The following is a 24,764-nucleotide window of genomic DNA, read 5'->3' as shown; positions in this document are numbered from 1 at the left end:
CGCCTCCTTAAAACGGCGAATTCTGGATGAAGGCCAGCAGATCGGCGTTGAAGCGATCGGGATCGGCCTGCGCCAAACCGTGAGAGCCGCCGGCGTAAACATTCAGCTCCGCCTGTTGCATAAGCTTAGCGGCTTTCAGCGCCGAGGCGCCGATCGGCACGATCTGATCGGCGTCGCCGTGCACCAGCAGCGTCGGCTTGTCGATCGCCAGCAGATCGGCGGTGTAATCCACTTCGGAGAACTCGCGCACGCAGTCGTACTGCCCTTTCACGCCGCCCTGCATGCCCATCAGCCAGAAGCTGTCGATCAGCCCCGCGTTGCTCTCCACCTCGTCGCAGTGGAAGCCGTAGAACGGCACCGCCAGCTCTTTGAAGAACTGCGAGCGGTTGCCCGCCACGCCGCTGCGAATGCCGTCAAACGCCGCCATCGGCGTGCCCTCTGGGTTGACCGGCGTCTGCAGCATCAGCGGCGGCACGGCGCCGACCAGCACCACCTTCGCCACCCGATCGCTGCCGTGACGGCCGATGTAGCGCGCCACTTCGCCGCCGCCGGTGGAATGGCCGACCAGGATCAGATCGCGCAGATCCAGCGTTTCGATCAGCAGGGCCAGATCGTCGGCGTATTGGTTGATGTCGTTGCCGTGCCAGGTTTGATCAGAACGGCCGTGGCCGCGGCGATCGTGGGCGATCACGCGGAACCCGCTCTGGCCGAAAAACAGCATTTGGTTGTCCCAGGCATCGGCGGACAGCGGCCAACCGTGCGAGAACAGGATCGGCTGGCCGCGGCCCCAATCCTTATAGAAAATGCGTGCGCCATCGGGCGCGGTAAGAGTGCTCATGACGTGTTCCCCGCTCGGTATCGAATTGGATTTTGAACGGGTTAACAGTACGGCAGGCGCAAAGGCAGTGATAACGGAATAATTTTCGCATGATCGCGAGTTTTTTTGCTGAAGAGGCCGGCGCAGCCGCCGGCTCAGGAAGACAGGGAAACGCGGCCGCTTAACGGCTGTGGTGGTGCTGCAGCCGTTCGCTGCGGTAGGCGCTCAACAAGCACCAGCCGAGGGCGATCAGCGCCAGCGGCGCGGCGACGAAGCCGATGTTGCCCATGCCCAGATGCAGGCTCACCTGGTTGCCCAGCAGCGCGCCGCTGCCGATGCCGAAGTTGTACAGGCCGGAGAAGATCGCCATCGCCACGTCGGTGGCGTCCGGCGCCAGGCTCAAGACCCTGGCCTGCATCGACAGACCGATCGCCATGATCGCCATGCCCCAGAAAATGCACAGCACCGTCAGATGGCTTTCGCTGCCGGCGGCCGGCAACAGCAGCAGCAGGCTCAGGGCCAGCAGCGTAATGGCGCCGATAAAGAAGCCGGAAGGAAAACGCTCGCTGTAGCGGCTGAACAGCAGGCTGCCGACGATGCCGGCGGCGCCGAACAGCAGCAGCATCAGCGTGGTGAAGTTCTCCGACAGCCCGGCCACGGTCTGGATAAACGGCTCGATGTAGCTGTAGGCGGTGAAGTGCGCCGTCACCACAATGATGGTCAGCATGTACAGCGCCACCAGCGCCGGGCGCTTGAACAGCAGCGGCACGCTGGCCAGCGAACCGGAGTGCTCGCTTTTCAGCACCGGCAACAGGCGCCACAGCAGCACCAGCGCCAGGGTGGCGCACACCGCGATGCCGATAAAGGTCATGCGCCAGCCGAGCAACTGCCCCACCACCCGCCCGAGCGGCAACCCGAGCACCATCGCCAGCGCGGTGCCGCCCGCCAGCAGGCTCAGCGCCTGGGCTTTCTTGCCCGGCGGCGCCACGCGGATCGCCAGCGAGGCGGTGATCGACCAGAACACCGAGTGCGCCAGCGCCACGCCGGCGCGCGAGATAACCAGCGTGGTAAAGTTCCAGGCCACGGCGGTCAGTATGTGGCTGGCGATAAACAGCATGAACACGCCGATCAACAGTTTGCGGCGCTCGATCTTGCTGGTCAGCAGCATGCACGCCAGCGAGGCGGCGGCGACGATCCAGGCGTAAATGGTAATGATCAATCCGACCTGTTCGGTTTGCATCGAAAAGCTGGCGGCGATATCGCTCAGCAGACCGACCGGAATAAACTCGGTGGTGTTGAATATAAAGGCCGAGACGGCGAGGATGACCACGCGCAACCAGGCGGTTGAGCGGGAAACGGGAGCGTGTTCCATGGTAAAAAAAATCCGGACAGGTGCGGGCAAGTCGCGATATTTTAACCAACCGGCCCGCTAAATGCGATACGCGTCACATTTTAATTGTGTGGTTTTTTTCACCGCTCACCGACGCACGGTTGCCAAAATGCTGTGCTAATCTATTGAAGCGTACCAATTTTTCCTGCCGCTCTTCCCCGGCCGCCCACGCGCCGCGCCGAAGACCCGCGCAGTGTCCCTTTGGCGTTTCCTGAGGCGAGGTCATTATGATGTCCGCGATTTATGATTGGTCCGTACTTGCCCTGCGCAATGTTTACGATCGCCGCATCCAGGGCCAGCCGGTGCTCGACAGCGCGGCCCTCTTCCCCGACGCCGAACGCTTTACCGCCCAATGGCGGCAGATCCGCGAAGAGGCGCTGACGGTCGCCCACGATCTGCACAATATCCCGCGCTTCCACGAGATCATGAGCCAGCAGGCGTCCATCTCCGCCAACGACGCGCGCGACTGGCGCATGTTCATCATGAAGGCCTATGGCCAGCCCATCCCCCGCAACCTGGCGCGCTGTCCGACGCTGGCGGCGCTGATCGCCTCCTCGCCGGACGTGCTGTCCGCGTCGCTCTCCTTCCTGGCGCCCGGCAAACAGGTGCCGCCCCATCGCGGCCCGTTCCGCGGCATTCTGCGCGGCTATCTGGTGCTGGACATGCCCAAACGCGCCGACGGCGCGCCGGCGGCGGTGCTGAAGGTGGACGGCCGCGAATATCGGCTGCACGAGGGGGAGTTCATGCTGTGGGACGATACCTTCGAGCACGAGGTATGGAACGACAGCCCGCAGGTGCGCACCGTGCTGCTGCTGGATATTCGCCGCCGCGACATGCCCGGCGGGCTGCGGCTGCTCTCCAGCGCCATCATCGCGCTGGTGCGGCTGAACGTGCGCTGGATGCAGCGCCAGTTTTGACTGCGGCGCACAGGCGATTAACCGCCCTGAGAAGCCAGCCACTGGCCGGCGGTGGTGGCGGCCATGCCCTGGCGCGCATTGAAGGTGTTCGCCTTATCCCAGGCCACGCCGTCGGGTCGGGCGAAAGCCAACCGGTATTTCGCGCCGACGTCATGCGGATGGTTCCGCACCTCCGCCTGCAGCCGCTCTTTGTCCAACAGGACTCTGTTGACCTCCACGCCCCAGTGCGCCTGCATAAGATCGGCAAGCTCACGGTAGGTCAGCGTGTCCCCGGCGATATAGACCACCTGGTTGCGAAACGCGGGCCGATGGAAAAAAATCGCGGCCGTCAGCCGGCCAATGTCCTCGGGAGTGGTCAGCGTCACCGCATACTGCCAGTCACCCAGCGCGCGCACGGTTTTGCGTTCCACATCCACCACGCCAAAACCCGAGTCAAACAGGTAGCTGGTGAAAATACCCGTGGAAACAATCACCCACTCCGTTGCGCTCTGCGCGCGCAGCAGGTGACGCACCTCGAGCTGTTCATCCCACACCGGCTGCCCGCTGCCTTTACCGACGACATCGTAGTCCACGCCGAACTGCCACGGGAAGTAGCGCGCCACGCCGGCCTGCAAAACGGCCTGGGTGATCTTTATCTGCGTGCCCGCCCCACCGACGAAGCCGCTGCAGTTGATTACCGCATCAAAGCCACGCAGCAGCACGCTCAGCGCATCCACCCCGCTTTGCTGCAGATCGCCTTCCACCACGGCGATCCCGAGCCGCGCCAGCTCATCCCGCCGCGCCCGGAGCGGGCCGCTCACGGCGCGGGCGGCCTCCGGCCGGAGCAGTACGCTGATTTTTAAAGATGGAGATAACCGAGCCTGCCGGCTCATCGCTCGCAGTACCGGCAGCCCCAGTTCGCCGGCGCCGAGTATGAGCACGGTATTGATGGATGGATTTGTGGATTTCATGCTTGCCTCCTGTCTTGACACTGCGTCATCCTGACAGCTGACAAAAACGGGTTCAATTAGGTACACGCGTGATACCGGGGAGGAATATGACGAGCGATCGGGAAGCGCTGCTGCAATTTTCGCAAGCGTTCTGTGAAGCATTGAGCAACGACGATGAAGGATTGAAGCGCGAGATCCTCGCGCATGCGGGCAACCGTTGGTCGCTGGGCGTATTGCATCTCCTGGGCACCCACGGGCCGCTGCGCCACGGCGAACTAGGCCGCCAATTAGCGGGCGTGACGCAGAGAATGCTGACGCGGACGCTGCGCCATCTCGAGCGGGATGGGTTGATATCGCGCTGCGATTATCAGGAGAAACTGCCCCGCGTGGTTTACACCATCACCGAGGCCGGGGAAGAAATGCTGCTCAACATGCTGCCGCTCTGGTCGTGGATTATCTCCTCCGCCGACGCCTTCAGGACAGCCCGCTCGCACTACGATGGCCAAGAGCGCGACGCCGAAAAATGAACGCGGGCTTCCCTGCCCGCAGGCGGCTATCAGCCGCCGCCCAGATACGCCTTTCTCACCTGCGGATCGTTCAACAGTTCTTCCCCGCTGCCGGTGAGGCGGATCTGGCCGTTGACCATCACATAGCCGCGATCGGACAGTTTCAGCGCATGGTTGGCGTTCTGCTCCACCAGAAACAGCGTCATGCCGCTGCGGGTCAGTTCGCGCAGCACCCCGAAGATCTGCCGCACCACGATCGGCGCCAGCCCCAGGCTTGGCTCATCCAGCAGCAACAGCTTCGGCCGGCTCATCAGCGCGCGGGCGATCGCCAGCATCTGCTGCTCGCCGCCGGACATGGTCATCGCCCGCTGGTTGCGCCGCTCCTTGAGGCGCGGAAACAGCTCGAACATGCGCGGCAAATCCTCTTCCAGGTAGCGATTGCCGACGGTGATGGTGCCCATCAGCAGGTTCTCCTCCACGCTCATGTCCGGAAAGATGCGCCGCCCCTCCGGCGCCTGCGCGATGCCGCTGCTGGCAACAAAGTGCGTGGAGCGGCGGCTGATGTCCTCACCGCGAAACAGGATCTGCCCGCCGGCGATGCGCGGCTGACCGAAGATCGACATCAACAGCGTGGACTTGCCCGCGCCGTTGGCGCCGATCAGCGCCACCGTCTCCCCGGAGTTCACCTGCAGCGACACCTGGCGCAGCGCCTGGATCGGCCCGTAAAACACATCGACCTCGCGAAATTCCAACATCGCTTCGCTCATCCCGCCAGCTCCTCTTCGTCCGCGCCCAGGTAAGCGGCGATCACCGCCTCGTTGTGCTGAATCTCTTGCGGCGTGCCGCGGGCGATCACATCGCCGTGATCGAGCACGATCACCCGATCGGAGATCTCCATTACCATGCCCATGTCATGCTCGATCAGCAGCACCGTGATGCCGTGATGCTGGCGCAGGAAGCGGATGATGCGGCTCAGCGCGGCCGTCTCCACCGGGTTCAGCCCGGCGGCCGGTTCGTCGAGGCAGATCATCTCCGGCGCGGTGCACATGGCGCGCGCGATCTCCAGCCGCCGCTGCTGGCCGTAGGACATCTCCCCCGCCAGCCGGTTGGCGCAGTCCACCAGATCCACCACCTCCAGCCAGTAGAAGGCGCGATCGAGCGCGGCGCTTTCCGCCCGGCGGTAGCCCGGCGTATTCAGCACCCCGGCGATCAGGTTGCGGTTGCTCTGCATGTGCTGCGCCACCAGCAGGTTCTCCACCACCGACATTTCGCGGAACAGGCGGATATTCTGGAAGGTGCGCGCCAGCCCGGCGCGGTTGACCAAATGAGTGCCGCCGAACATCTTGTAATAGAGGCGCGAGCCGAGCCGCTTTGGGCGTATCCAATCACCGGCGCGGAACTTCTGCCCCAGCACCTGGATCACGTCGGTCGGCCGCTTGTGGGTATTGAGCAGGATCGCGCCGCCGGTGGCGCGGTAAAAACCGGTCAGGCAGTTGAACACCGTGGTCTTGCCGGCACCGTTGGGGCCGATCAGGGCGGTGATGGAGCCGCGCTCCACCTCCAGATTGACGTCGTTCAGCGCCTTGATGCCGCCAAAGCGCATCATCAGGTGTTCCACCCGCAAAATGGCGTCGCTCATGGCGCCACCCCCTTGCGTTCCGCAAAGCTGGCGCGGCTGATGCGCACCAGCCCGCGCGGCCGCCAGATCATCATCGCCACCATCAGCACGCCAAACAGCAGCACCCGGTATTCGGCGAAGCTGCGCAGCAGCTCCGGCGCCACCGTCAGCACAAAGGCCGCCAGCACCACGCCGAGGGTGGAGCCCATGCCACCCAGCACCACGATCGCCAGGATCAGGGCCGACTCGAAGAAGGTGAACGAAGTCGGGTTGACGAACCCCTGGTAAGTGGCGAAAAACACCCCCGCCAGCCCGGCGGTGGAGGCGCCCAGCATAAACGCCGACAGCTTCACCAGCACGTGGTTCAGCCCGAGGGAGCGGCAGGCGATCTCGTCCTCGCGCAGCGCCTCCCAGGCGCGGCCGATCGGCATGCGCGTCAGCCGGTGCTTGATGTACAGCACCAGCAGCACCACCAAAAACAGCATCGCGTAGATGAAGATGAACTTGAGGTTGGGATTGTAATCGATGCCGAGAAACTCGTGGATCGGCACCCCGCCGTCTTTAGCGCGCCGGCCGAACTCCAGGCCGAACACCGTCGGCGCCGGCACCGAGACGCCGTTCGGCCCGCCGGTGAGCGACATCCAGTTGTTCAGCACCAGCCGGATGATCTCGCCGAACCCGAGCGTGACGATGGCGAGATAGTCGCCGTGCATCCGCAGCACCGGAAAGCCCAGCAGCGCGCCCGCCAACGCCGCCATCAGCGCCCCGAGCGGCAGCATCGCCCAAAAACCAAGCCCGAGATACTGGTAGCCCAACGCCAGCCCGTAGGCGCCGATGGCGTAAAACGCCACGTACCCCAGATCGAGCAGCCCCGCCAACCCGACCACAATGTTCAGCCCCAGGCCGAGCAGCACGTAGATCAGGCCGAGGATCGCCACCGTCAGCAGGTATTTGGTGGCGACGAACGGAAACAGCAGCGCAATCGCCGCCATCAGCGGCAGGAACCAGCGCAGATTGGATTTATAGCCCAGCGGACGTACGTACACGCCGTCGTTGCCGCCGTCGAAGCGCGCCAGCACCTTGCGGCCCGGCGCGGTTTGCAGGAACAGGCTCAGCAGCAGCCGCCCGGCCATCACCGCGACGATGATCCACACCAGCCGGTGCGGCTCGAAGTTAAAGCTGTAGCCGTTCAGCACGATGCCGACGATCGGCCCGAACACGATCAGGGCGATCAGCCCGGCCAAAACGGCATCCAGCAGGCTGCGTTTGACGTTCAGCCCGCCGTTGATTGCGGATTGCGACATGGCGTTCTCCTTAAACCTTGGCGACCAGCGGCCGGCCGAGCAGGCCCTGCGGGCGGAAGATCAGGATCGCCACCAGCAACCCGAAGGAGAACACGTCCTTGTAATCCGAATTCACCATGCCGGCGAACTGCGCCTCCGCCACGCCGAGCAGCAGCCCGCCCAGCATCGCGCCCGGCAGCGAGCCGATGCCGCCCAGCACCGCGGCGGTGAAGGCCTTGATGCCGATGATAAAACCGACGTAAAAATCGAAGGTGCCGTAGTTCATGGTGATCAGCACCCCGGCCAGCCCGGCCATGGCGGCGCCAATCACGAACACCAGCGAGATCACCCGATCGGTATTGATGCCGAGAATCGAGGCCATTTTGCGATCCTGCTGAGTGGCGCGGCAGATGCGCCCCAGCCGGGTGCGCTGAATGATGTAGGTGAGGATCGCCATGCCGAGCAGCGACGCCACCAGAATGAACACCTTGGTGTAGGTGATCTGCACCACGCCGCCGTCGAATTCCAGGCGGAACACGCCGCTCAGCAGCGTCGGGATGCCCTGCTGGCGCGGCCCTTGGCTTATCTGCGCATAGTTTTGCAGGATTAACGACATGCCGATGGCGGAGATCAGCGGCGCCAGGCGGGTGGAGTTGCGCAGCGGCCTGTAGGCGATACGCTCGATCACCCAGCCGTACACCCCAGTGATGACGATGGTGAATACCAGCGTGCCGAGGATCAGCAGCGGGAACGATTGCAGCCCGAAGAACGACAGCAGCGCCAGACCGATGGCGCACAGGTAGGCGGAGATCATGTACACCTCGCCGTGGGCGAAGTTGATCATGCCGATGATGCCGTAAACCATGGTGTAGCCGATGGCGATCAGGCCATACACCGCGCCGAGGGTCAGGCCGTTGATCAGCTGTTGCAGAAAGAATACATCCATAATGAGCAGTCTCGCCTGGTAAGGCCGCCAACGCAGTCCGACGCGGCCCAAAGGTAGTCGCGGAACGGGCGCGCCAAGGCGGCGGCCCGTCGGTCATAGGGTCACACCCTCAATGTTCGGCCGTTTACAGTTGGTGATATTTGCCCTTGTCATCCCATTGATAGACCACGTAATCCGAGACCTTCAGATCGCCCTTCTGATCCCAGGCTTTTTTACCCATCACGGTGTCAACATCGTGCGACTTCAGCCATTCTGCGGCCTTGGCGCTGTCTTTGCCGCCGGTGGCGTTGAAGGCGGCGGCGATCGCCTGGATCGAAGCGTAGGAGTAAAGGGTGTACCCTTCCGGCTCAAAGCCGCTGGCGCGGAACTTGGCGATCACCGCCTTGCCTTCCGCGATCTGACGCGGATCGTTGCCGAAGGTCATCAGCACGCCGTTGGTGTACTGCGGCCCGCCGGCGGCGGTCACCAGCTCTTCGGTCACCACGCAGTCGCCGGAGAAGAACTTGGCGGTCACGCCCTGCTCGCGCATCTGGCGCACCAGCGGCCCGGCTTCGGGATGGCAGCCGCCGAAGTAGACCACGTCCGGCTTGACCGAGGCGATCTTGGTCACCAGGGCGTTGAAGTCTTTCTCGCCGCGCGACAGCCCCTCATACAGCACCTCTTTAACCCCGCGCTTGTTCATTGCCGCCTTGGCGGCGTCCGCCAACCCCTGGCCGTAGGTGTCTTTATCGTGGATCACCGCGATGCGTTTGGCCTTCAGAGTATCCAGCATGTAGTTGGTGGCGATGACGCCCTGCTGATCGTCGCGCCCGCACATGCGGAACATGGTCTTCATGCCGCGCTCGGTGATCTGCGGGTTGGTGGAGCCGGGGGTAATGGCGATGATGCCGGCCTCGTCATACACCTCGGAGGCGGGCATGGTGGATGAGGAACAGAAGTGGCCGACCACCGCCGACACCTTGTCCTGATCCACCAGCCGGTTAGCGACCGCGACCGCCTGTTTCGGTTCACAGGCGTCATCCCCCTGCACCAGTTTGATTTTTTCCCCTTTGATGCCGCCGGCGGCGTTGATGTCCGCCGCCGCCTGCGAAGCCCCGCGCCAATATTGATCGCCATAGGTGGCGTTCGGCCCGGAGAACGGCCCGGCGACGCCGATGACGATATCGGCCTGCGCGGAAAACGCCGTACCTAAACAACCGATGAGCAAAGCAGCGAGCGGACTTTTTATCAATTTCGATGACATTGTTATCTTCCTCAGCACTGTTGTAGCGAAACGCCCTGGGGCGCGGATCAGTCACTTTATGTGTAGACGGGGAAAATAATTTTCTTGAGAGCGCAGTCGCATTCCCCAAAAATGGGTAAGCAAAAATCCAGCCATTGTGACGACGAATACATATTGTTTGCTTATTCATCCTACATATCAGTTGCGGCGCGGCGTGTGGCGGCGTTAACCAGGGTCTGGCCAATACGGTTAGCGCGAGTGGAAGTATGGGTGGGAGAACGGCCCTGCACCATCGCCGTGCAAAGGCGTGTGCAAGCGGCGTCAAAACGATTGGGGATGCAAAAATCAACGCATAGCGATGGAAAATGCCGAAAAACAGCGCAAGGTGCTCATTCCCTCAGCAAACGCGCTTTTTTTGCAGTTTAGCGCTTTGACAAACCCCGGATGCCCCGCTATTATTCGCCCCGTTCCAACGATTCCTCTGTAGTTCAGTCGGTAGAACGGCGGACTGTTAATCCGTATGTCACTGGTTCGAGTCCAGTCAGAGGAGCCATATTTAGAGAAGCCCGCTTAAGGAAACTTAAGCGGGCTTTTTGCTTTAACGCTGAATGCATGGGCAGACAGCGTTACTCTTTGGCTATCGGCGCGTCATTCTCTTCAATTTTTACCTTGCCCTGAATATCCGCAATCTTCTTCTCCAGATCCGCCACCTGCGCTTTGCTGTGCAGCAAGGTATAGGTCAGATCAAACTGCGCACTGGCGCCAGGCTGCAGTTGCTTAACGCGTTTTTGTTCGCGCTCAATAGTGACCGGGTAGGCATAGCTGGTGCCCGGCTCAATCCCCGTCACATACCCCTGTTTTAACGTATCGGTATTCTTCCACAGCGTCAGGACGGGCAACTGGCGGGTATCGAACTGAATCGCCACCCCTTTGTCGCCCGCGTTATTGACCAGCGCCGCCAGCGTTTGATGATTCGGATCCGATAATGGCTTAATGTTAAAGACCATTTCATCGAACCCTTTGGTTGGCCCGGCATAGGTTCCCCAGGTCTTCAGCCCGGCTTTGGCATAGTCGTTAAACGGGCTGATGCTGGCGATCGGCGCCAGGAAGCGGGCGCCATTTTCCAGAATCGGCGCGCCGAAATTGCTGTGATAAATAATCTGGTAGTCATGGGGATAATCCGCCCGGTTGGTTAACACATCATGCAGGCTGAAACTGTTGCTGCCGGGCACATAGCGCAATTCGGTCAGGGTTTGCAGATCGGCTTTTTTGAATGTGCTCTCTTTGATCAGGCCGCGAATACGAATTTCATACGGCGCCGCATCCGCTACCTCAACCTCAACCCGCGAGGCCGGCGTATTGCCCGCTTTGCCGTGCAACGTGTAAATTTGCCCTGCGTCGGTCACCGGATGCCCGGTCCACTCATAGCCACAACGCACCATCATCTCATTGAAACCTTCCAGCCAGCCGAGCCCATTGCGGCTTTCCAGGTTGATAAAGGCGGGGTTGACCACCTCTTTGACCGGGGAATCCCATCCCATTTTCGCGCCAAAGCCTTCTGCCCGCAGGAGGTTCATGCCGCGGGTGGGACTCAGCGTGATGGTCAGGCCATCCTCGCTGCGGATAATGACGACTTTGCTACCTTCTTGCTTGCCGCCGTGCAACACTTTCTGCTCAATGCTGAACGTTTTATCCTTCACCTTCAGCGCCTCACTCGAAATCTTCCAGTTTCCTTTCTCCACGCCATCTTCAGCGCTGGTCAGCACCCAACTCTGCGCCGCCGCCTGCCCTGAAATCAGGGCCGAAAACACCGCCATAACCCATGTCTTTTTCATTTCCCTTCCCCTTTAGCTGAATCGATTTTTTTCTAAGCAAAGAAAATCTACTGTTAAGCAGGTTAAAGAAATGTGATGAGCTTCACCGGGTGAGTATTTGAAGAAATAGCGCGATAAAAATACGAATCTCATTGCAGTTTTAATGAAAGACGTTGATTTTTTGCACACAAAACGAGCTGCTTATCAACATAATCTGTATCGTTTCAGCTAAGGAGCAAGGAGACAGTTACGGGCAAGCAAGACATCGTGAAGGGAGTGCGGGTGGCTTGTTTAACGCTATCCGGCCCAAACGAAAGCGCTCAGGCAGCCTGCCCGTCTTGAGCCTCGTTGCTTTCACGGCCGCCTGCTTGTGTCAAAGGAGCCCTGGTGCACAAAGCCCGCTCCGGGGAACCTGAGCGGGCTTTGTGCCTTTCTGCCGTTAGCGCTTACAGCACAAACTCGTAGTGAGAGCCGTCCGGCAGTTCGATGTCCAGGCGCAGTTTGCCGCCGGCCGCCTCAACATATAGCAGAGAGGCGCTGGGATAGCATGCAAAGGCATACGTGGATACTGCAAGGCTGAACGTACATCCACGTATTTTGCAAACGCAGTGCGAGGCATTCACCTTTTTACGCACGGTATCGAACAATCGTTCAGAGGCACGGGGCGCTTCCCCGCCGCCCCTTTATGAACCCTGTCACAAAAAGCGCATAACGTTTTCGGCGTTCTGCGCAGCGGGCGATGAGCGACAAACTTGTTAACGCCACGTTACATCGGGTTAGGCAACATTGTTAACGCCGATTGATGCGTCAAACGCATCGCGCCATGAGTTTATTGCGCTTATTTACTTTATTTTCCTGAGCGAGTCTTCAGCAACAGGCGCGGCGTCAAGCGCCAATAACAAACTGGAGATAAAGATGCATTCCTCTACCTCACCCATGACCACCCGGGCCAGAACCGGCGCGATACTGCGCGTCACCTCCGGCAACTTTTTAGAGCAGTTCGATTTTTTCCTGTTCGGCTTTTACGCTACCTACATCGCACACACCTTTTTCCCGGCCAGCAGCGAGTTCGCCTCGCTGATGATGACCTTCGCGGTATTCGGCGCAGGTTTTCTGATGCGCCCGATCGGCGCCATCGTGCTGGGCGCTTACATCGATAAAGTCGGCCGCCGCAAAGGGTTGATCGTGACCCTGTCGATCATGGCCGCGGGCACCTTCCTGATCGTGCTGATCCCCTCTTACCAAAGCATCGGGCTTTGGGCGCCGCTGCTGGTGCTGTGCGGGCGTCTGTTGCAAGGCTTCTCGGCGGGCGCGGAGCTGGGCGGCGTGTCCGTCTATCTGGCTGAAATCGCCACGCCGGGCCGTAAAGGCTTCTACACCAGCTGGCAGTCCGGCAGCCAGCAGGTGGCTATCATGGTGGCGGCGGCCATGGGCTTCGCGCTCAATGCGGCGCTGGAAGAAAGCGCCATTCGCGAATGGGGCTGGCGCCTGCCTTTCCTGTTCGGCTGCCTGATCGTTCCCTTTATCTTCTTCCTGCGCCGCAAGCTGGAAGAGACGCAGGAATTTACCGCTCGCCGTCACCACCTGGCGATGCGCGACGTGTTTAAAACCCTGCTGAAAAACTGGCCGGTGGTGATCGCCGGCATGCTGATGGTCGCCATGACCACCACCGCGTTTTACCTGATCACCGTCTATGCGCCGACCTTCGGCAAAAAGGTGCTGCTGCTCAGCGCTTCCGACAGCTTGCTGGTCACCCTGCTGGTGGCGATCTCCAACTTCATCTGGCTGCCCATCGGCGGCGCGCTGTCGGACCGTTTCGGCCGCAAACCGGTGCTGGTCGCCATGACGTTGCTGACGTTGGCCACCGCCTACCCGGCGCTGAGCCTGCTCGCCGCCGCCCCCAGCTTCAGCATGATGCTGGCCGTGCTGCTGTGGCTGTCCTTCATTTACGGCCTCTACAACGGCGCCATGATCCCGGCCTTGACGGAGATCATGCCAACGGAAGTGCGGGTGGCCGGGTTCTCGCTGGCCTACAGCCTGGCGACGGCGGTGTTCGGCGGCTTTACGCCGGTAGTCTCCACCGCGTTGATCGAATACACCGGCGACAAGGCTTCACCGGGTTACTGGATGAGCTTCGCCGCGCTGTGCGCCCTGCTGGCGACGCTGTATATGTATCGCCGCATCGCCATGCCGCTGCAAACCGCGCGCTAAGCCGCCATCTCAAAAGGAATGATGCCATGCAAAAACTCACTCGTTCGATCCTCGCCGCGCTGGTGTGCGCCTCCTGCAGTACGGCGGCGCAGGCCAAAGACGTGACCGTCATGATCTCCGGCGGCTTCAAAGCCGCGCTGGAGAAGCTGGCCCCGGAGTATGAAGCCCAAAGCGGCGACAAAATCATTCTGGTGTCCGGCCCCTCGATGGGCAAAACGCCGCAGGCGATCCCCGCGCGGCTGGCGCGCGGAGAGCAAGCCGATGTGCTGATCATGGTGGGCGACGCGCTCACCCAACTGGAAAAAGAGCGCTGGACCCAGCCGGGTTCGCGCGTGGAGCTGGCCGATTCGCCGATCGGCATGGTGGTCAAACAGGGCGCGCCCAAGCCGGTGATAAAAACGGATGCCGACCTGCGCAATGTCTTGCTGCAGGCGGACTCTTTCGCCTATTCCGACAGCGCCAGCGGCCGCTATGTCAGCGGCCAACTGTTCAAAAAGCTGGGCATCGAGGAACAGGTGAAAGGGAAAGCGCATAAGGTTGAGCGCATTCCGGTGGCCTCTGAAGTGGCGCAGGGGAAATACGCGCTGGGCTTCCAGCAGGTCAGCGAATTGCTGCCCGTGGCGGGCGTGACCTTTATCGGCGAGCTGCCTGAAAACGTGCAGTACATCACCCGCTTCGCGGGCGCGGTAACCGCCAAGGCGGAACACCGCCGCGAAGGCAAAGCGCTGCTGGACTTCCTCGCCTCCTCTCAGGCGCAGCCGACCATTCGCGCGACCGGCATGCGAACCGTGCCGGCGCCGCAGCCGGTCAGGCAGAGTGATACTGTTCAGTAATCAGCTTTTCCAGCTCGGCGGCGACGAAAGACTGCATGCGGCCGCCGCGTCTGATGAGGCCTACGGTGCGTTTCACCACCGGATCGACCAGCGGCACCGACGTCAACACCGAGTGCTCTGAAGCGGGCATCGACATGGCGGGCACGGCGGCAATGCCGATGCCCGCCTCAACCATGCCCAGCATGGTCGTCACATGGCGAGTTTCACATACGCTGGGGCGTTCCGGCACGAGGTGTTCCAGGCGCTGATCGAGCAGATTGCGATTGCCGGAGGTTTTATCCAGCGACACGTAATCCTGCTGATAAAACTCCCGCCAGGTGAGGCTCTTTTTACCGGCGAGTGGATGGTCGCGCCGGCAGGCGGCCACGTAGACGTCCCCCACCAACGGCACAAACTCAAGATTGGGCTGCAGCCGCCCGGCGAAGCAGATGCCGAAATCGGCCTGGCCGCCGGTGACCGCCTCGATGACATTGCCTGCGCTGCCGTCGATCAGCTTAACGCGCACGCGCGGATAGCGAAGCCGGAAACGGCGTATCACGTCGGGCATGAAATAGTAGGCCGCCGACGGCACCGTGGCGACGGTGACCAGCCCCACCCGCTCCTGGCTGACCTTATCGATATCGGCCATCACCGCTTCGACGTTCATCAGCAGCTGCTCCGAACGTTCGGCGAAGGCCTGCCCGTACAGCGTCAAGGTCACGCGCCGGGTGGTGCGATCGAACAGTTTGATGCCCAGCGCGTTTTCCAGCTTCTCAATCCTGCGGCTCAATGCCGACTGCGACAGGCAGATGGACTCTGCGGCCAGCCGAAAATTGCCGTACTCCACCAGCGCGCGAAACGCATAAAGATCGTTGAGATCAAAATTCACGGGCATAACGGCAACCTATCCTTACCATGGCACCAAAGGCGTAAAGCAACGATAATAGCCGCTTATTTAGCCGCAGCAACCGGTTTAACGCCGGAGCGCGCCTCGCCGTTATCCTCCCAGCAGCACCGTCCCCCAAATAATGATGGTCATTATCACCGCCACCAGCTGCGCTGCGCCGCCCAGATCTTTGGCGCGTTTGGATAACGGATGCAACGCCAGCGAAATGCGATCGACCACGGTTTCAATCGCCGTATTAAGCAGCTCAACCACCAGCAGCAGGAAACTGCAGGCGATTAATAACAGCCGCTCCATTTTTGTAATATCCAGAGTAAATGTAACAACCAGTAAAATGGCGTTAATAACCAATAATTCACGAAACGCATTTTCGGTCAGCGCGGCGTCAATAAAGCCGGCCCAGGAGTTCCTTATGCTGTAGGTTAATCGGCTTATTCCCTTTTTCTTTTCTACAGGCATGCATTCTGCTCTCTTCAGCATCACGGCGATCGTGGTTCAATAAATCACGCGCCGTGAATTTATCTCGGGTTTATTAATTAACGGCCTTAACCGTTCCACTCTGGGGACAATGCTTTCACTCACGCTCAGTCCCCCAAAACGAACGGCGCCGCACGCAATACGCTTATTATCCTGATGGCGTTAAAAGGCGATGCGATATCAGTCGATTAAAGCGTCTTTTCGTACAAACGGTAGCGCTTATAAGGCACCGCGCCGATACGTTCTAAAATCGTCCGCATGCCGGTATTGGTTTCCAGGATCCACGACATTTCCAGCGCGTCGATATTGCGCTTGGCGAACGGCTCGCGCAGCGCCTCAATTAACAGCAATGCAATAATCGGCCCGATGCGGCTGAATTGATATTCCTGGCGAACGCCCATCAGCGGCACGCGCGCGGTGCGAACGCCGCTGACTTTCAGCCGCCACAATAACTTCGCCCAACCGAACGGCAATAACCGCCCCTGCAGATCGGCAATCGCCTCATTAATGTTCGGCAACCCGACGATAAAGGCGCAGGGCGCGCCATCCACCTCGGCGATATGGATCATATCGTCGGGCACCAGGAACTTCAGCTGATCCCCCATGGTGGCGAACTCATGCTCGGTGAACGGAACAAACCCCCAGTTATGCTGCCATCCCGAGTTGAACACCTCGCGCAGCACCTGCATCTCCTCGCGAAAGCGCTTGCGGTTGAGGCGGCGAACGGTCACCTTTTTGCGCACCTGATCCATCATCCGGGTTAAAGACGGCGAAAAGTGCAGATCGGTTCTTTTCATCCAATAAGCAAGCAAATCAATCCCTTCGCTGTAGCCCTGTTGCGCTATTTGCGCCGCGTAGTAGGGTTTGGCATGCGTCATCAGGGCCGATGGCGGGGTGTCGAACCCCTCGACCAACAGGCCGCTTTCCTGATTGATATTGAGGCTGAATGGCCCGGTAATTTTACGCGCGCCTTTCGACCTCAGCCACTCCTCCGCCACCGTGAATAAGGTGCTGAAAACGGCGGGATCGTCAACGGCGTCAATCATGCCGAAGTGGCCGGTATCCTCGCCATGCAACTCCCGGTGCAAAGAATCGATTTGCGCCGTGATGCGCCCAACGACTTTGCCCTGTTTTTTGGCCACCCATGCCTGCCATTCAATGTGGTCGGTGCCGGGATTCTTCTTTGACAGGTGCTCTTCGCGCTCTATATGCAGCGGCTCAATCCAGTTCGGATCATCGCGAAACAGTTGCGAGGGGAAAGCAATAAATTCTTTAAGTTCGCGTTTACTCAGAACTTTCTCAATACGGATCATAAATAGCCTTACGTTTTAATAAAATAATTAAATATGAGCGCGACAACGCCTTTAGCATTTTTTATGCTGTTCTCTTTTATTGGATTGTGTATCGCCTCCGGTTCAACGATAAGAAAAACCGAATATTTCCCCCTGTGAACCAGCGCATTATTTGCCTATCACGCGCACTGAGGCGGCGTGATTAAACAAAAAAAGGAAAGCCCAAAGCGGCGCAGCCAGGCTACGCTAATGGTGCTCTTTTATTATTTCGTGCTGTTATGGCAAAAGAAACCCGCCGCTTTAAGTGTACCGACTTTAATCAGGAGGCGCGCCGCCATTTTTATCACTTAATGCTATTTTTAAGAATCAACTTAAATGAGGCATTCACTTTTTGATTTCTTGCGGCATACTGTTTAGGAAGTGTTTAAGTTCGAAGATAGCCATGCATGAGGTCATAACCTATGAGCCGACAGGTATTTCCTGCCCGACAGATGCAGACTAAAGAACGGCGAACCTCGGGTATTACAATCACCTCTCGTATATCTCCAGGTCGCCGCTCAAGGCTGATAATGCAGGCCGCTCACGCGCTACCGGGTTAATAACCGGCGTGCCGCTCAAGTACGGCAATATACGCAATTCGCGGAATGAAGATGGTTGAATAACAAACTTATTCAAAACCTATTCATAGTAAAACATCAATTACCTCGCCAAGAGTGATTTAACTCTTTTGGTGATTTTTAATCTATGGCTAAGTTTGTCTATGTCTGAAACAAGTTCCGTTCATTCTCTTCCCATGCGCTATGCGGACTTCCCCACTTTAGTGGACGCGTTGGATTACGCGGCGCTCGGTAATACGGGAATGAATTTTTACGATCGGCGCAATCAACTCGTGACCGTTCTCGATTATCGCACGCTGCAGCAAAAAGCGATCTCGGGCGCGCGGCGTTTATTGTCCCTGAAACTCAAGAAAGGCGATCGCGTGGCGCTTATCGCCGAAACCAGCGCGGGATTCGTCGAAGCCTTTTTCGCTTGCCAATACGCCGGCCTGGTGGCGGTGCCGCTCGCGATCCCGATGGGCGTGGGCCAACGCGACTCCTACACCGCCAAACTGAAAGGGCTGATCGCCAGCTGCAACCCCGCGGCGATCGTCAGCAGCGAAGAGTGGACGCCACTGATTGCGTCGGCCACGGAAAACACCTCGGCGCCGCACATCCTCAGCGACGAGGATTTTAACGCCTTGCCGGAGCCGGAGATCGCGTTGCCCGCGCCTTCGCCCGACGACATCGCCTATCTCCAATACACCTCCGGCAGCACCCGCTTTCCGCGTGGCGTGATCATCACCCAGCGGGCAGCGATGGCGAACCTGAACGCGATCAGTCGCGACGGGATCAAGCTGCGCGCGGGCGACCGCTGCGTTTCGTGGCTGCCCTTCTATCACGATATGGGCCTGGTCGGTTTCCTGCTCACACCGGTGGCGACCCAGCTGTCCGTCGATTATCTGCGCACGCAAGATTTCGCCATGCGCCCGATGCAGTGGCTGAAACTGATCGCCAAAAATCGCGGCACGGTGTCCGTCGCCCCGCCGTTCGGCTACGATCTGTGCCTGCGCCGCAGCAACGCCAAAGAGCTGGCCGATCTGGATCTTTCCAGCTGGCGGGTTGCAGGCGTTGGCGCCGAGCCGATCCCCGCCGAGCTGCTCGGCCAGTTCGGCGAACACTTCAGCAGCATCAACTTCGACAGCAAAGCCTTCATGCCGTGCTACGGGCTGGCCGAGAACACCCTGGCAGTGAGTTTTTCCGATCCCTGCTCCGGCCCGCAAACCAATGCGGTCGACCGCGATATTTTGGAGTACGAGGGTAAAGCGGTCGCGCCCGGCAAGAAGACCCGCGCCGTCTCGACCTTCGTCAACTGCGGCCGAGCGCTGCCCGGCCACCGCATCGAGATCCGCAGCGAAACCGGGCAGCCGCTGCCGGAACGCCAGGTCGGCCATATCACGATTTCCGGCCCTAGCCTGATGAACGGCTATTTCTGCGACGACGAATCCCAGCAACAGATCCAGGTGACCGGCTGGATGGACACCGGCGATCTGGGCTATCTGCTGGACGGCTATCTGTACGTCACCGGCCGCAAGAAAGATCTGATCATCATTCGCGGCCGCAATATCTGGCCGCAGGATATCGAGTACGTCGCGGAATCCGAACCGGAAATCCGTTCCGGCGATGCGATCGCCTTCGTGACCGAAGAACACGACGAAGCGGCCAGGATCATTTTGCAGATCCAATGCCGAGTCAGTTCGGAAGAGCGCCGGGAGCAGATCGTGCATTCGCTGAGCGCGCGCATTCAAAGCGAATTCGGCATCGCGGTGGACATCGAGCTGCTGCCGCCGCACAGCATTCCCCGCACGTCGTCGGGCAAACCCGCCCGCGCCGAAGCCAAGAAACGCTGGCTGAGCGCTTCGCTCTACCCGCAAATGCCGCAGTTGGCCGGTTTCGCGCAATGAGCGGCACCGTGGCGGTGACGGGCGCGACCGGCTTTATCGGCCGGCATATCGTCCGGGAACTGCTGGCGCAGGGGTTTAGCGTGCGCGCCCTGACGCGGCAAGCCGACAAAGCCGCCGCGGACAACCTGCAGTGGATCCCCGGCGCGCTGGAAGATCGGCCTTCGCTCACCGAACTGGTGCGCGGCGCCGAGTGCGTCGTGCACTGTGCGGGCCAGGTGCGCGGGCATGCGGAAGCGGTGTTCACCCGCTGCAACGTCACCGGCAGCCTGAATCTGATGCAGGCGGCCAGGCAAAACGGCCGCTGCAATCGTTTCTTGTTCATGTCGTCGCTGGCGGCGCGCCATCCGGCGCTGTCCTGGTACGCCCATTCAAAACAGGCCGCCGAGCAGCAACTCATCGCCGCCTCGGGCGAGATCGCACTGGGGATTTTCCGCCCGACGGCGGTTTACGGGCCGGGCGATAAAGAGCTGAAACCGCTGTTCAACGGCCTGCTGCGCGGCGTGCTGCCCCGGCTGGGCGCGCCTGACGCCAGGCTCTCTTTTCTGCACGTGAGCGATTTGGCGAAGGCGGTCGGCCAATGGTTATTGGCGCAGCCCGCGCAGTCGAATATTTACGAACTGTGCGACGGCGTGGCCGATGGTTATGACTGGCTGCGCCTGCGGGACATCGGCGCCGCCGTGCGTCACGGGCCGGTGCGGCTGGTGGGCATTCCGCTGCCGCTGCTGAAAGCCCTGGCGGATATCAGCGTGGTGTGGAACCGCCTGATAAAACAGGAGCCGATGCTGACGCGCAGCAAAATACGCGAATTAACCCATCACGACTGGTCCGCCAGCAATCACGCGCTGTCGCAACAGATTAATTGGTTTCCACAGGTAAGTTTGGAGCGCGCGCTGCGCGAAGGGCTGTTTTAATTATTCCAAATAGAGGTGTGACAACGTTCTTATGCTAAATCGCGATGCTGTAATGGATTATATTCTGACGTGTTTGCAAGGTATCGTCGAAGGCGGAGTGGAAATAAAACCTGATAGCGATCTCGTCAATGATCTTGGCCTGGAATCCATCAGAGTCTTGGATCTGCTGATGATGCTGGAAGATGAATTAGATATCTCCATTCCGATCAATATATTGCTTGATGTCAGAACGCCTGAGCAACTGCTTGACGCGCTGCGCCCTTATCTGGAGAAAAGCCATGGGACTGTATGATAAGTTTGCGCGGCTCGCCAATGACCGTGAACAATTTCAAACGTCCGGTCTGAATCCGTTCGGCACCTGTATCGACGAAGTGTATTCCGCCACCCAGGGCCGCATCGGCGATCAAAAGATTGTCCTCGCCGGCACCAATAACTACCTTGGCCTGACGTTCGATGCGCAGGCGATCGCCGCCGGCCAATCGGCCCTGGCCGCACTCGGCACCGGCACCACCGGCTCGCGCATGGCGAACGGCAGCTACGGATCGCACCTGGCGCTCGAACGGGAGCTGGCGGCATTCTTCGATCGCCCGAGCGCCATCGTGTTCTCCACCGGCTACACCGCCAACCTGGGCGTCATCAGCACGCTGGCGGGGCCGGGATCCGTGGTGTTGATCGACGCGGACAGCCACGCGAGCATTTACGACGCCTGCGCCCTCGGCGGCGCGGAGATTATTCGCTTCCGCCACAATGACGCCGCCGATCTGGAGCGCCGCATGGTGCGCCTGGGCGAACGCGCCCGCGAGGCGCTCATTATCGTGGAAGGCATCTACAGTATGCTGGGCGACGTCGCCCCGCTGGTGGAAATCGTCGATATCAAGCGGCGGCTGGGCGGGTATCTGCTGGTCGACGAAGCGCATTCCTTCGGCGTGATGGGCGAACACGGCCGCGGCCTGGCCGAAGCGCTGGGCGTTGAGCAAGACGTGGATATCATCATGGGCACCTTCAGCAAAAGCCTGGCTTCGATCGGCGGTTTCGCCGTCGGCGGCAAGGGGATGGACGTGCTGCGCTACAGCAGCCGGCCGTATATCTTTACCGCTTCGCCGTCGCCGTCCAGCATCGCGTCGGTGCGCACGGCGCTGCAAAAAATCGCGCTCCAACCCGAGCTGCGGGAAAAACTGTGGAGCAACGCGCACCGCCTGTACCACGGCCTCGCCGAGCTGGGCTATACCCTGGGGCCGCGCATCAGCCCGGTGGTACCGGTGATGATCGGGTCAAAGGAAGAAGGGCTGCGTTTCTGGCGCGAGCTGATCGCCCACGGCGTGTATGTGAATCTGGTGCTGCCACCGGCCGCGCCGGCGGGCGTCACCCTGCTGCGCTGCAGCGTCAATGCCGCGCACAGCGATGAAGAGATCGACACCATCGTGCGCGCCTTTGCGGCGCTGAAAAAATAAAGCCTTTCCCTCTCGGCCGCGGCGACGGTGCCAAAATAGCATCGCCGCCCTGTCGAATCGCTGCGCCTCAGCACGCAGCCGGTGATGCCCCATCAGCCGAATAGCGATACCCCTGCGCCGCCATAAATTCCGCGATGGCTTTTTCCGCCGCCGAAAGCACCTCCTCGATCGGCCGATCGGCATCGAGATCCACGATGTCGGCGCCTTCGAAGGTCAATAACGGCGTGACGGCGATCTTCTTCTCCAGCGCCGCTTTGCGGTGATCGGGTTTACGGGCGCAGGCCACGTCCAGACTGACATTCAGCTTGAGCACCAGATCCGGTTTTTGCTTCGCCATCCACTGGAACGCCGCCCGCTCCCGCGCCGCCAGCCAACGGACGAAACGGCTGCCTTCAACATCGACGGGAAATACCGTGCCGTCATAAGCGCCGGGGATTTGCGCCTGCGGAAAACGGTCGGTCAGCACGATGAACCCTTGCCGCCGATACGCCAGCATGCGGCGAAAACGCAGCAGCCGCCGCCCCACAAAAGCGATGATCACCGCCGACGGCAACAGGCCAATCCGGGATTTTTTCGTTTTGACTTTTTTGGTATTGCTCTCGATAGCCTTGCCCACCGAGCGCCCGAGCAGCGGCAATTTCGCCGCCGCGCGCCCGACGTTGCCCGCCTGTTTGCCCAGATGCACCTGCACCGCCGGGCCATAATGTTTCATATACGCGATCAGATGTTCACAAACGGTGGACTTACCCGATCCGTCGCTGCCGATAACCGCAATCAGCGGCGGAAATTTTGCACTCATAATAAGACTCTCTTTCAATACACCAGAAACGGCGTGCCATATTTGAAGCGAACTACCGCTTATCATTGCCGTGGCTGCCGCGTGAAAAAAAATTGCCGTAACGCGACGCCCAAAAAGCACAAAATATTAAGCGAAAATTGAAAACCTCTGCTCTTTTTTCGCCATAAGCTTGGCCGGAAATTAACATAAAAAGCGAAACCGGCCCACGCACCAACAATTAGCACAAAATAACAAGAACGAACGCCATAAATATCAATTCAAATAGCGAACAGGAATAGCAATCTCATTATTTTATCGCAGCAAAGCACAATAAATATCTTGAACCCAAGGCGTATTGGAATACAATAGTTTTTTTCGCATTGGATCAATTATTGTGAGTCAGCAGATAAGACCTTCATCTGATCGCTCGCCCGTGCGCGTAATAGCGATAACCGGCTGTGACGGCTCGGGAAAATCCACATTAGCCGCCAGCCTGGTCAACGCCTTATCGCCACAAGAACCTGCCGAACTGCTTTATCTCGGCCAGTCCTCCGGGCGTATCGGCGAATGGATCAGTTCGCTGCCGATTATTGGCGCGCCTTTCGGGCGTTATTTGCTGAAGAAGTCGGAGCGCGTGCATGAGCGCCCTTCCACGCCGCCGGATAATGCCACGGCGCTGGTGATTTTTTTACTCTCCTATTGGCGCGTTTATAAATTCCGTCGCATGCTGGAGAAAAGCCGCAGCGGCGCATTACTGATCACCGATCGTTATCCGCAGGCCGAAGTGGCGGGATTTCGTTTTGATGGCCCGCAGCTGGCAAAAACCGCCGGCGGTAATCGCTGGGTACGCTGGCTAAGAAAGCGCGAACAAAACCTGTACCAATGGATGGCGTCTTATCAGCCCTTATTATTAATTCGGCTGGATATTGACGAACAAACGGCCTATTCACGCAAACCCGATCACTCGCTGGCGGCGTTGCGTGAAAAGATCGCGGTCATCCCGCACCTGACGTTTAACGGCGCTAACATATTGGATTTAGACGGCCGCGAACCCGCCGACCATATTTTCGATGCTTCGCTGCGCGCCGTTAAAATATCGCTGAGGGCAGCCAATGCCTAGCCGACAAATAACCTTTTCGTACCGAAACAGATGAAAAAAAATAAACTCACCGCCGAACAGGATACCTCTTCCACCTGCATCACCGGACTGATTGCCGTGGTGGGCAGCGACGGCACGGGCAAGTCCACGCTGACCGCCGATCTGGTGAAAAACCTGCAGCAGCATCGCCCCACGCAGCGGCGCTATTTAGGGCTGATCTCCGGCGAAGACGGCGACAAAATCAAGAAATTGCCGTTCATCGGCGTATGGCTGGAACGGCGCCTGGCGGCCAAATCCGATAAAACCCAGCGCATGAGCAACAGGCCGCCGGCGCTGTGGGCGGCGCTGATCATGTACGGCTTCTCGCTGTGGCGCGCCTCCAACCTGCGCAAGGTGCGGCGGCTGGCGCAGAGCGGCGTGCTGGTGATCAGCGATCGCTACCCGCAGGCGGAAATTTCAGGTTTTTACTACGATGGGCCCGGCATCGGCGTGGAACGCGCAAAAGGCTGGATATTGAGCCACCTGGCGGCGCGCGAACGCCGCTTATATCAACGCATGGCCGTCTATCGGCCGGAATTGATCATTCGCCTTGATATCGACGTCGATACGGCGTTTTCCCGCAAGCCCGATCACAGTTACGAAGAGCTGAAAGACAAGATTTCCGCCATGGTGCGCCTGCAATACAACGGCGCGCGCATCATCGAGCTGGACGCCAGAGCCCCTTATGACGAGGTGCTGAGCAACGCGCTCAACGCCATTTCGGCCGTGGTGCCCCCCGCGAAGCGCCCACAGAGCGACATCGGGCAACCCGGCGAAAACGCCGGCAAAGAAACTCAGGTTTATTAAAAAGAGACAGGGCAAGCGCATGAGTGCGGAACACAAGATGC

23 protein-coding genes, 1 tRNA gene and 1 pseudogene are annotated in these 24,764 nt (G+C 59.8%); 11 read left to right on the top strand and 14 right to left on the bottom strand.

The genetic code is table 11. The features are described from left to right. Nucleotides 1-7 precede the first annotated feature (7 nt). Both ACJ8PE_RS01800 and ACJ8PE_RS01795 read right to left on the bottom strand, forming a co-directional pair. Nucleotides 8-838: an alpha/beta fold hydrolase gene (locus ACJ8PE_RS01800; protein ID WP_197761604.1), complete on the bottom strand. Its 831-nt coding sequence runs from the start codon at nucleotides 836-838 to the stop codon at nucleotides 8-10. 160 nt (nucleotides 839-998) lie between these two features. Next, nucleotides 999-2,189, bottom strand: a complete 1,191-nt coding sequence (locus tag ACJ8PE_RS01795; RefSeq protein WP_042785012.1) for a sugar transporter — start codon at nucleotides 2,187-2,189, stop codon at nucleotides 999-1,001. Nucleotides 2,190-2,437: 248 nt separating this feature from the next. Here ACJ8PE_RS01795 and ACJ8PE_RS01790 point away from each other — a divergent pair, with 248 nt between their 5' ends. Further along, complete coding sequence (locus tag ACJ8PE_RS01790) at nucleotides 2,438-3,124, top strand: aspartyl/asparaginyl beta-hydroxylase domain-containing protein (RefSeq protein ID WP_028127723.1); 687 nt, start codon at nucleotides 2,438-2,440, stop codon at nucleotides 3,122-3,124. A 17-nt stretch (nucleotides 3,125-3,141) separates the two neighbouring features. On the opposite strand, the gene ACJ8PE_RS01785 is transcribed toward ACJ8PE_RS01790, so the two are convergent. Beyond that, a complete protein-coding gene (locus ACJ8PE_RS01785; protein WP_197761602.1) occupies nucleotides 3,142-4,074 on the bottom strand; it encodes an aromatic alcohol reductase in 933 nt (310 codons plus the stop codon). 86 nt (nucleotides 4,075-4,160) lie between these two features. Between ACJ8PE_RS01785 and ACJ8PE_RS01780 the strand changes: the two genes are divergently transcribed. After that, nucleotides 4,161-4,580, top strand: coding sequence for a winged helix-turn-helix transcriptional regulator (locus ACJ8PE_RS01780; protein ID WP_197792654.1), 420 nt, complete (start codon nucleotides 4,161-4,163; stop codon nucleotides 4,578-4,580). Between the two features lie 29 nt (nucleotides 4,581-4,609). Here ACJ8PE_RS01780 and ACJ8PE_RS01775 read toward each other — a convergent pair whose 3' ends face one another. The 5 genes from ACJ8PE_RS01775 to ACJ8PE_RS01755 all read right to left on the bottom strand — a co-directional run bounded on the left by ACJ8PE_RS01775 (nucleotide 4,610) and on the right by ACJ8PE_RS01755 (nucleotide 9,649). Continuing rightward, entirely contained in the window at nucleotides 4,610-5,326 is a 717-nt protein-coding gene (locus ACJ8PE_RS01775) for an ABC transporter ATP-binding protein (RefSeq protein ID WP_197792653.1), read from the bottom strand. Then, nucleotides 5,323-6,198 carry an ABC transporter ATP-binding protein gene (locus ACJ8PE_RS01770; protein WP_197792652.1) on the bottom strand — a complete coding sequence of 292 codons (876 nt, stop codon included), beginning with the start codon at nucleotides 6,196-6,198 and terminating at the stop codon, nucleotides 5,323-5,325. Before ACJ8PE_RS01770 ends, ACJ8PE_RS01775 begins: the two co-directional genes overlap by 4 nt. Then, entirely contained in the window at nucleotides 6,195-7,481 is a 1,287-nt protein-coding gene (livM, locus tag ACJ8PE_RS01765) for a high-affinity branched-chain amino acid ABC transporter permease LivM (RefSeq protein ID WP_197761595.1), read from the bottom strand. Before livM ends, ACJ8PE_RS01770 begins: the two co-directional genes overlap by 4 nt. 10 nt (nucleotides 7,482-7,491) lie before the next feature. Further along, nucleotides 7,492-8,406, bottom strand: a complete 915-nt coding sequence (locus ACJ8PE_RS01760) for an ABC transporter permease subunit (protein ID WP_033643752.1) — start codon at nucleotides 8,404-8,406, stop codon at nucleotides 7,492-7,494. Between the two features lie 124 nt (nucleotides 8,407-8,530). After that, on the bottom strand, nucleotides 8,531-9,649 hold the full coding sequence (locus ACJ8PE_RS01755) for a branched-chain amino acid ABC transporter substrate-binding protein (protein WP_016927040.1): 1,119 nt from the start codon (nucleotides 9,647-9,649) through the stop codon (nucleotides 8,531-8,533). A gap of 456 nt (nucleotides 9,650-10,105) precedes the next feature. Here ACJ8PE_RS01755 and ACJ8PE_RS01750 point away from each other — a divergent pair. After that, nucleotides 10,106-10,181 (top strand) — tRNA-Asn (locus ACJ8PE_RS01750). Between the two features lie 73 nt (nucleotides 10,182-10,254). Here ACJ8PE_RS01750 and ACJ8PE_RS01745 read toward each other — a convergent pair. After that, nucleotides 10,255-11,463, bottom strand: coding sequence for an aldose 1-epimerase family protein (locus ACJ8PE_RS01745; protein WP_197792651.1), 1,209 nt, complete (start codon nucleotides 11,461-11,463; stop codon nucleotides 10,255-10,257). A gap of 425 nt (nucleotides 11,464-11,888) precedes the next feature. Further along, nucleotides 11,889-11,966: pseudogene (locus ACJ8PE_RS01740) on the bottom strand (transcriptional regulator); the annotation flags it as partial. A 391-nt stretch (nucleotides 11,967-12,357) separates the two neighbouring features. Here ACJ8PE_RS01740 and ACJ8PE_RS01735 point away from each other — a divergent pair. After that, nucleotides 12,358-13,653 carry an MFS transporter gene (locus ACJ8PE_RS01735; protein ID WP_033643756.1) on the top strand — a complete coding sequence of 432 codons (1,296 nt, stop codon included), beginning with the start codon at nucleotides 12,358-12,360 and terminating at the stop codon, nucleotides 13,651-13,653. Between the two features lie 26 nt (nucleotides 13,654-13,679). Beyond that, on the top strand, nucleotides 13,680-14,486 hold the full coding sequence (locus ACJ8PE_RS01730) for a substrate-binding domain-containing protein (RefSeq protein WP_099784446.1): 807 nt from the start codon (nucleotides 13,680-13,682) through the stop codon (nucleotides 14,484-14,486). Here the strand turns inward: ACJ8PE_RS01730 and ACJ8PE_RS01725 are convergent. From ACJ8PE_RS01725 to ACJ8PE_RS01715, 3 genes are all read right to left on the bottom strand, one after another. Next, entirely contained in the window at nucleotides 14,461-15,360 is a 900-nt protein-coding gene (locus ACJ8PE_RS01725) for a LysR family transcriptional regulator (RefSeq protein ID WP_046896395.1), read from the bottom strand. The genes ACJ8PE_RS01730 and ACJ8PE_RS01725 overlap by 26 nt on opposite strands. 102 nt (nucleotides 15,361-15,462) lie before the next feature. Next, complete coding sequence (locus ACJ8PE_RS01720) at nucleotides 15,463-15,828, bottom strand: diacylglycerol kinase (RefSeq protein WP_033643759.1); 366 nt, start codon at nucleotides 15,826-15,828, stop codon at nucleotides 15,463-15,465. 206 nt (nucleotides 15,829-16,034) lie between these two features. Further along, nucleotides 16,035-17,159, bottom strand: a complete 1,125-nt coding sequence (locus tag ACJ8PE_RS01715; protein WP_197792649.1) for an N-acetyltransferase — start codon at nucleotides 17,157-17,159, stop codon at nucleotides 16,035-16,037. A gap of 739 nt (nucleotides 17,160-17,898) precedes the next feature. On the opposite strand from ACJ8PE_RS01715, the gene ACJ8PE_RS01710 reads away from it, so the two are divergent. From ACJ8PE_RS01710 to spt, 4 genes are read left to right on the top strand one after another with little or no spacing between them, the layout of a single operon-like run. Next, a complete protein-coding gene (locus tag ACJ8PE_RS01710; protein WP_442536701.1) occupies nucleotides 17,899-19,638 on the top strand; it encodes a fatty acyl-AMP ligase in 1,740 nt (579 codons plus the stop codon). Beyond that, entirely contained in the window at nucleotides 19,635-20,549 is a 915-nt protein-coding gene (locus ACJ8PE_RS01705) for an NAD-dependent epimerase/dehydratase family protein (protein WP_197792647.1), read from the top strand. The genes ACJ8PE_RS01710 and ACJ8PE_RS01705 overlap by 4 nt, the downstream gene beginning before the upstream one ends. Before the next feature lie 31 nt (nucleotides 20,550-20,580). Next, nucleotides 20,581-20,841, top strand: a complete 261-nt coding sequence (locus ACJ8PE_RS01700; RefSeq protein ID WP_019453571.1) for an acyl carrier protein — start codon at nucleotides 20,581-20,583, stop codon at nucleotides 20,839-20,841. Next, nucleotides 20,828-22,000, top strand: coding sequence for a serine palmitoyltransferase (gene spt, locus ACJ8PE_RS01695; RefSeq protein ID WP_197792646.1), 1,173 nt, complete (start codon nucleotides 20,828-20,830; stop codon nucleotides 21,998-22,000). The genes ACJ8PE_RS01700 and spt overlap by 14 nt, the downstream gene beginning before the upstream one ends. A 67-nt stretch (nucleotides 22,001-22,067) precedes the next feature. Here spt and ACJ8PE_RS01690 read toward each other — a convergent pair whose 3' ends face one another. After that, on the bottom strand, nucleotides 22,068-22,799 hold the full coding sequence (locus tag ACJ8PE_RS01690; RefSeq protein WP_197792645.1) for a thymidylate kinase: 732 nt from the start codon (nucleotides 22,797-22,799) through the stop codon (nucleotides 22,068-22,070). 373 nt (nucleotides 22,800-23,172) lie between these two features. On the opposite strand from ACJ8PE_RS01690, the gene ACJ8PE_RS01685 reads away from it, so the two are divergent. Together ACJ8PE_RS01685 and ACJ8PE_RS01680 are read left to right on the top strand one after the other, a co-directional pair. Beyond that, nucleotides 23,173-23,898 carry a hypothetical protein gene (locus ACJ8PE_RS01685; RefSeq protein WP_197792667.1) on the top strand — a complete coding sequence of 242 codons (726 nt, stop codon included), beginning with the start codon at nucleotides 23,173-23,175 and terminating at the stop codon, nucleotides 23,896-23,898. Nucleotides 23,899-23,928: 30 nt separating this feature from the next. Then, a complete protein-coding gene (locus ACJ8PE_RS01680; protein ID WP_197792644.1) occupies nucleotides 23,929-24,723 on the top strand; it encodes a hypothetical protein in 795 nt (264 codons plus the stop codon). Nucleotides 24,724-24,764 lie beyond the last annotated feature (41 nt).

It is taken from the genome of Serratia sp. CY74737 (assembly GCF_052166775.1).
Classification (GTDB): domain Bacteria; phylum Pseudomonadota; class Gammaproteobacteria; order Enterobacterales; family Enterobacteriaceae; genus Serratia; species Serratia ureilytica.
The sequence above is the reverse complement of the archived record's forward strand: the minus strand, read 5'-3'. Positions and strand labels throughout refer to the sequence as shown.

Bases quoted from the DNA above. Each gene is read 5' to 3' on its own strand.
- ACJ8PE_RS01800 (WP_197761604.1), bottom strand. From the start codon at position 838: ATGAGCACTCTTACCGCGCCCGATGGCGCACGCATTTTCTATAAGGAT.
- ACJ8PE_RS01795 (WP_042785012.1), bottom strand. From the start codon at position 2,189: ATGGAACACGCTCCCGTTTCCCGCTCAACCGCCTGGTTGCGCGTGGTC.
- ACJ8PE_RS01790 (WP_028127723.1), top strand. From the start codon at position 2,438: ATGTCCGCGATTTATGATTGGTCCGTACTTGCCCTGCGCAATGTTTAC.
- ACJ8PE_RS01785 (WP_197761602.1), bottom strand. From the start codon at position 4,074: ATGAAATCCACAAATCCATCCATCAATACCGTGCTCATACTCGGCGCC.
- ACJ8PE_RS01780 (WP_197792654.1), top strand. From the start codon at position 4,161: ATGACGAGCGATCGGGAAGCGCTGCTGCAATTTTCGCAAGCGTTCTGT.
- ACJ8PE_RS01775 (WP_197792653.1), bottom strand. From the start codon at position 5,326: ATGAGCGAAGCGATGTTGGAATTTCGCGAGGTCGATGTGTTTTACGGG.
- ACJ8PE_RS01770 (WP_197792652.1), bottom strand. From the start codon at position 6,198: ATGAGCGACGCCATTTTGCGGGTGGAACACCTGATGATGCGCTTTGGC.
- livM (WP_197761595.1), bottom strand. From the start codon at position 7,481: ATGTCGCAATCCGCAATCAACGGCGGGCTGAACGTCAAACGCAGCCTG.
- ACJ8PE_RS01760 (WP_033643752.1), bottom strand. From the start codon at position 8,406: ATGGATGTATTCTTTCTGCAACAGCTGATCAACGGCCTGACCCTCGGC.
- ACJ8PE_RS01755 (WP_016927040.1), bottom strand. From the start codon at position 9,649: ATGTCATCGAAATTGATAAAAAGTCCGCTCGCTGCTTTGCTCATCGGT.
- ACJ8PE_RS01745 (WP_197792651.1), bottom strand. From the start codon at position 11,463: ATGAAAAAGACATGGGTTATGGCGGTGTTTTCGGCCCTGATTTCAGGG.
- ACJ8PE_RS01735 (WP_033643756.1), top strand. From the start codon at position 12,358: ATGCATTCCTCTACCTCACCCATGACCACCCGGGCCAGAACCGGCGCG.
- ACJ8PE_RS01730 (WP_099784446.1), top strand. From the start codon at position 13,680: ATGCAAAAACTCACTCGTTCGATCCTCGCCGCGCTGGTGTGCGCCTCC.
- ACJ8PE_RS01725 (WP_046896395.1), bottom strand. From the start codon at position 15,360: ATGCCCGTGAATTTTGATCTCAACGATCTTTATGCGTTTCGCGCGCTG.
- ACJ8PE_RS01720 (WP_033643759.1), bottom strand. From the start codon at position 15,828: ATGCCTGTAGAAAAGAAAAAGGGAATAAGCCGATTAACCTACAGCATA.
- ACJ8PE_RS01715 (WP_197792649.1), bottom strand. From the start codon at position 17,159: ATGATCCGTATTGAGAAAGTTCTGAGTAAACGCGAACTTAAAGAATTT.
- ACJ8PE_RS01710 (WP_442536701.1), top strand. From the start codon at position 17,899: ATGTCTGAAACAAGTTCCGTTCATTCTCTTCCCATGCGCTATGCGGAC.
- ACJ8PE_RS01705 (WP_197792647.1), top strand. From the start codon at position 19,635: ATGAGCGGCACCGTGGCGGTGACGGGCGCGACCGGCTTTATCGGCCGG.
- ACJ8PE_RS01700 (WP_019453571.1), top strand. From the start codon at position 20,581: ATGCTAAATCGCGATGCTGTAATGGATTATATTCTGACGTGTTTGCAA.
- spt (WP_197792646.1), top strand. From the start codon at position 20,828: ATGGGACTGTATGATAAGTTTGCGCGGCTCGCCAATGACCGTGAACAA.
- ACJ8PE_RS01690 (WP_197792645.1), bottom strand. From the start codon at position 22,799: ATGAGTGCAAAATTTCCGCCGCTGATTGCGGTTATCGGCAGCGACGGA.
- ACJ8PE_RS01680 (WP_197792644.1), top strand. From the start codon at position 23,929: ATGAAAAAAAATAAACTCACCGCCGAACAGGATACCTCTTCCACCTGC.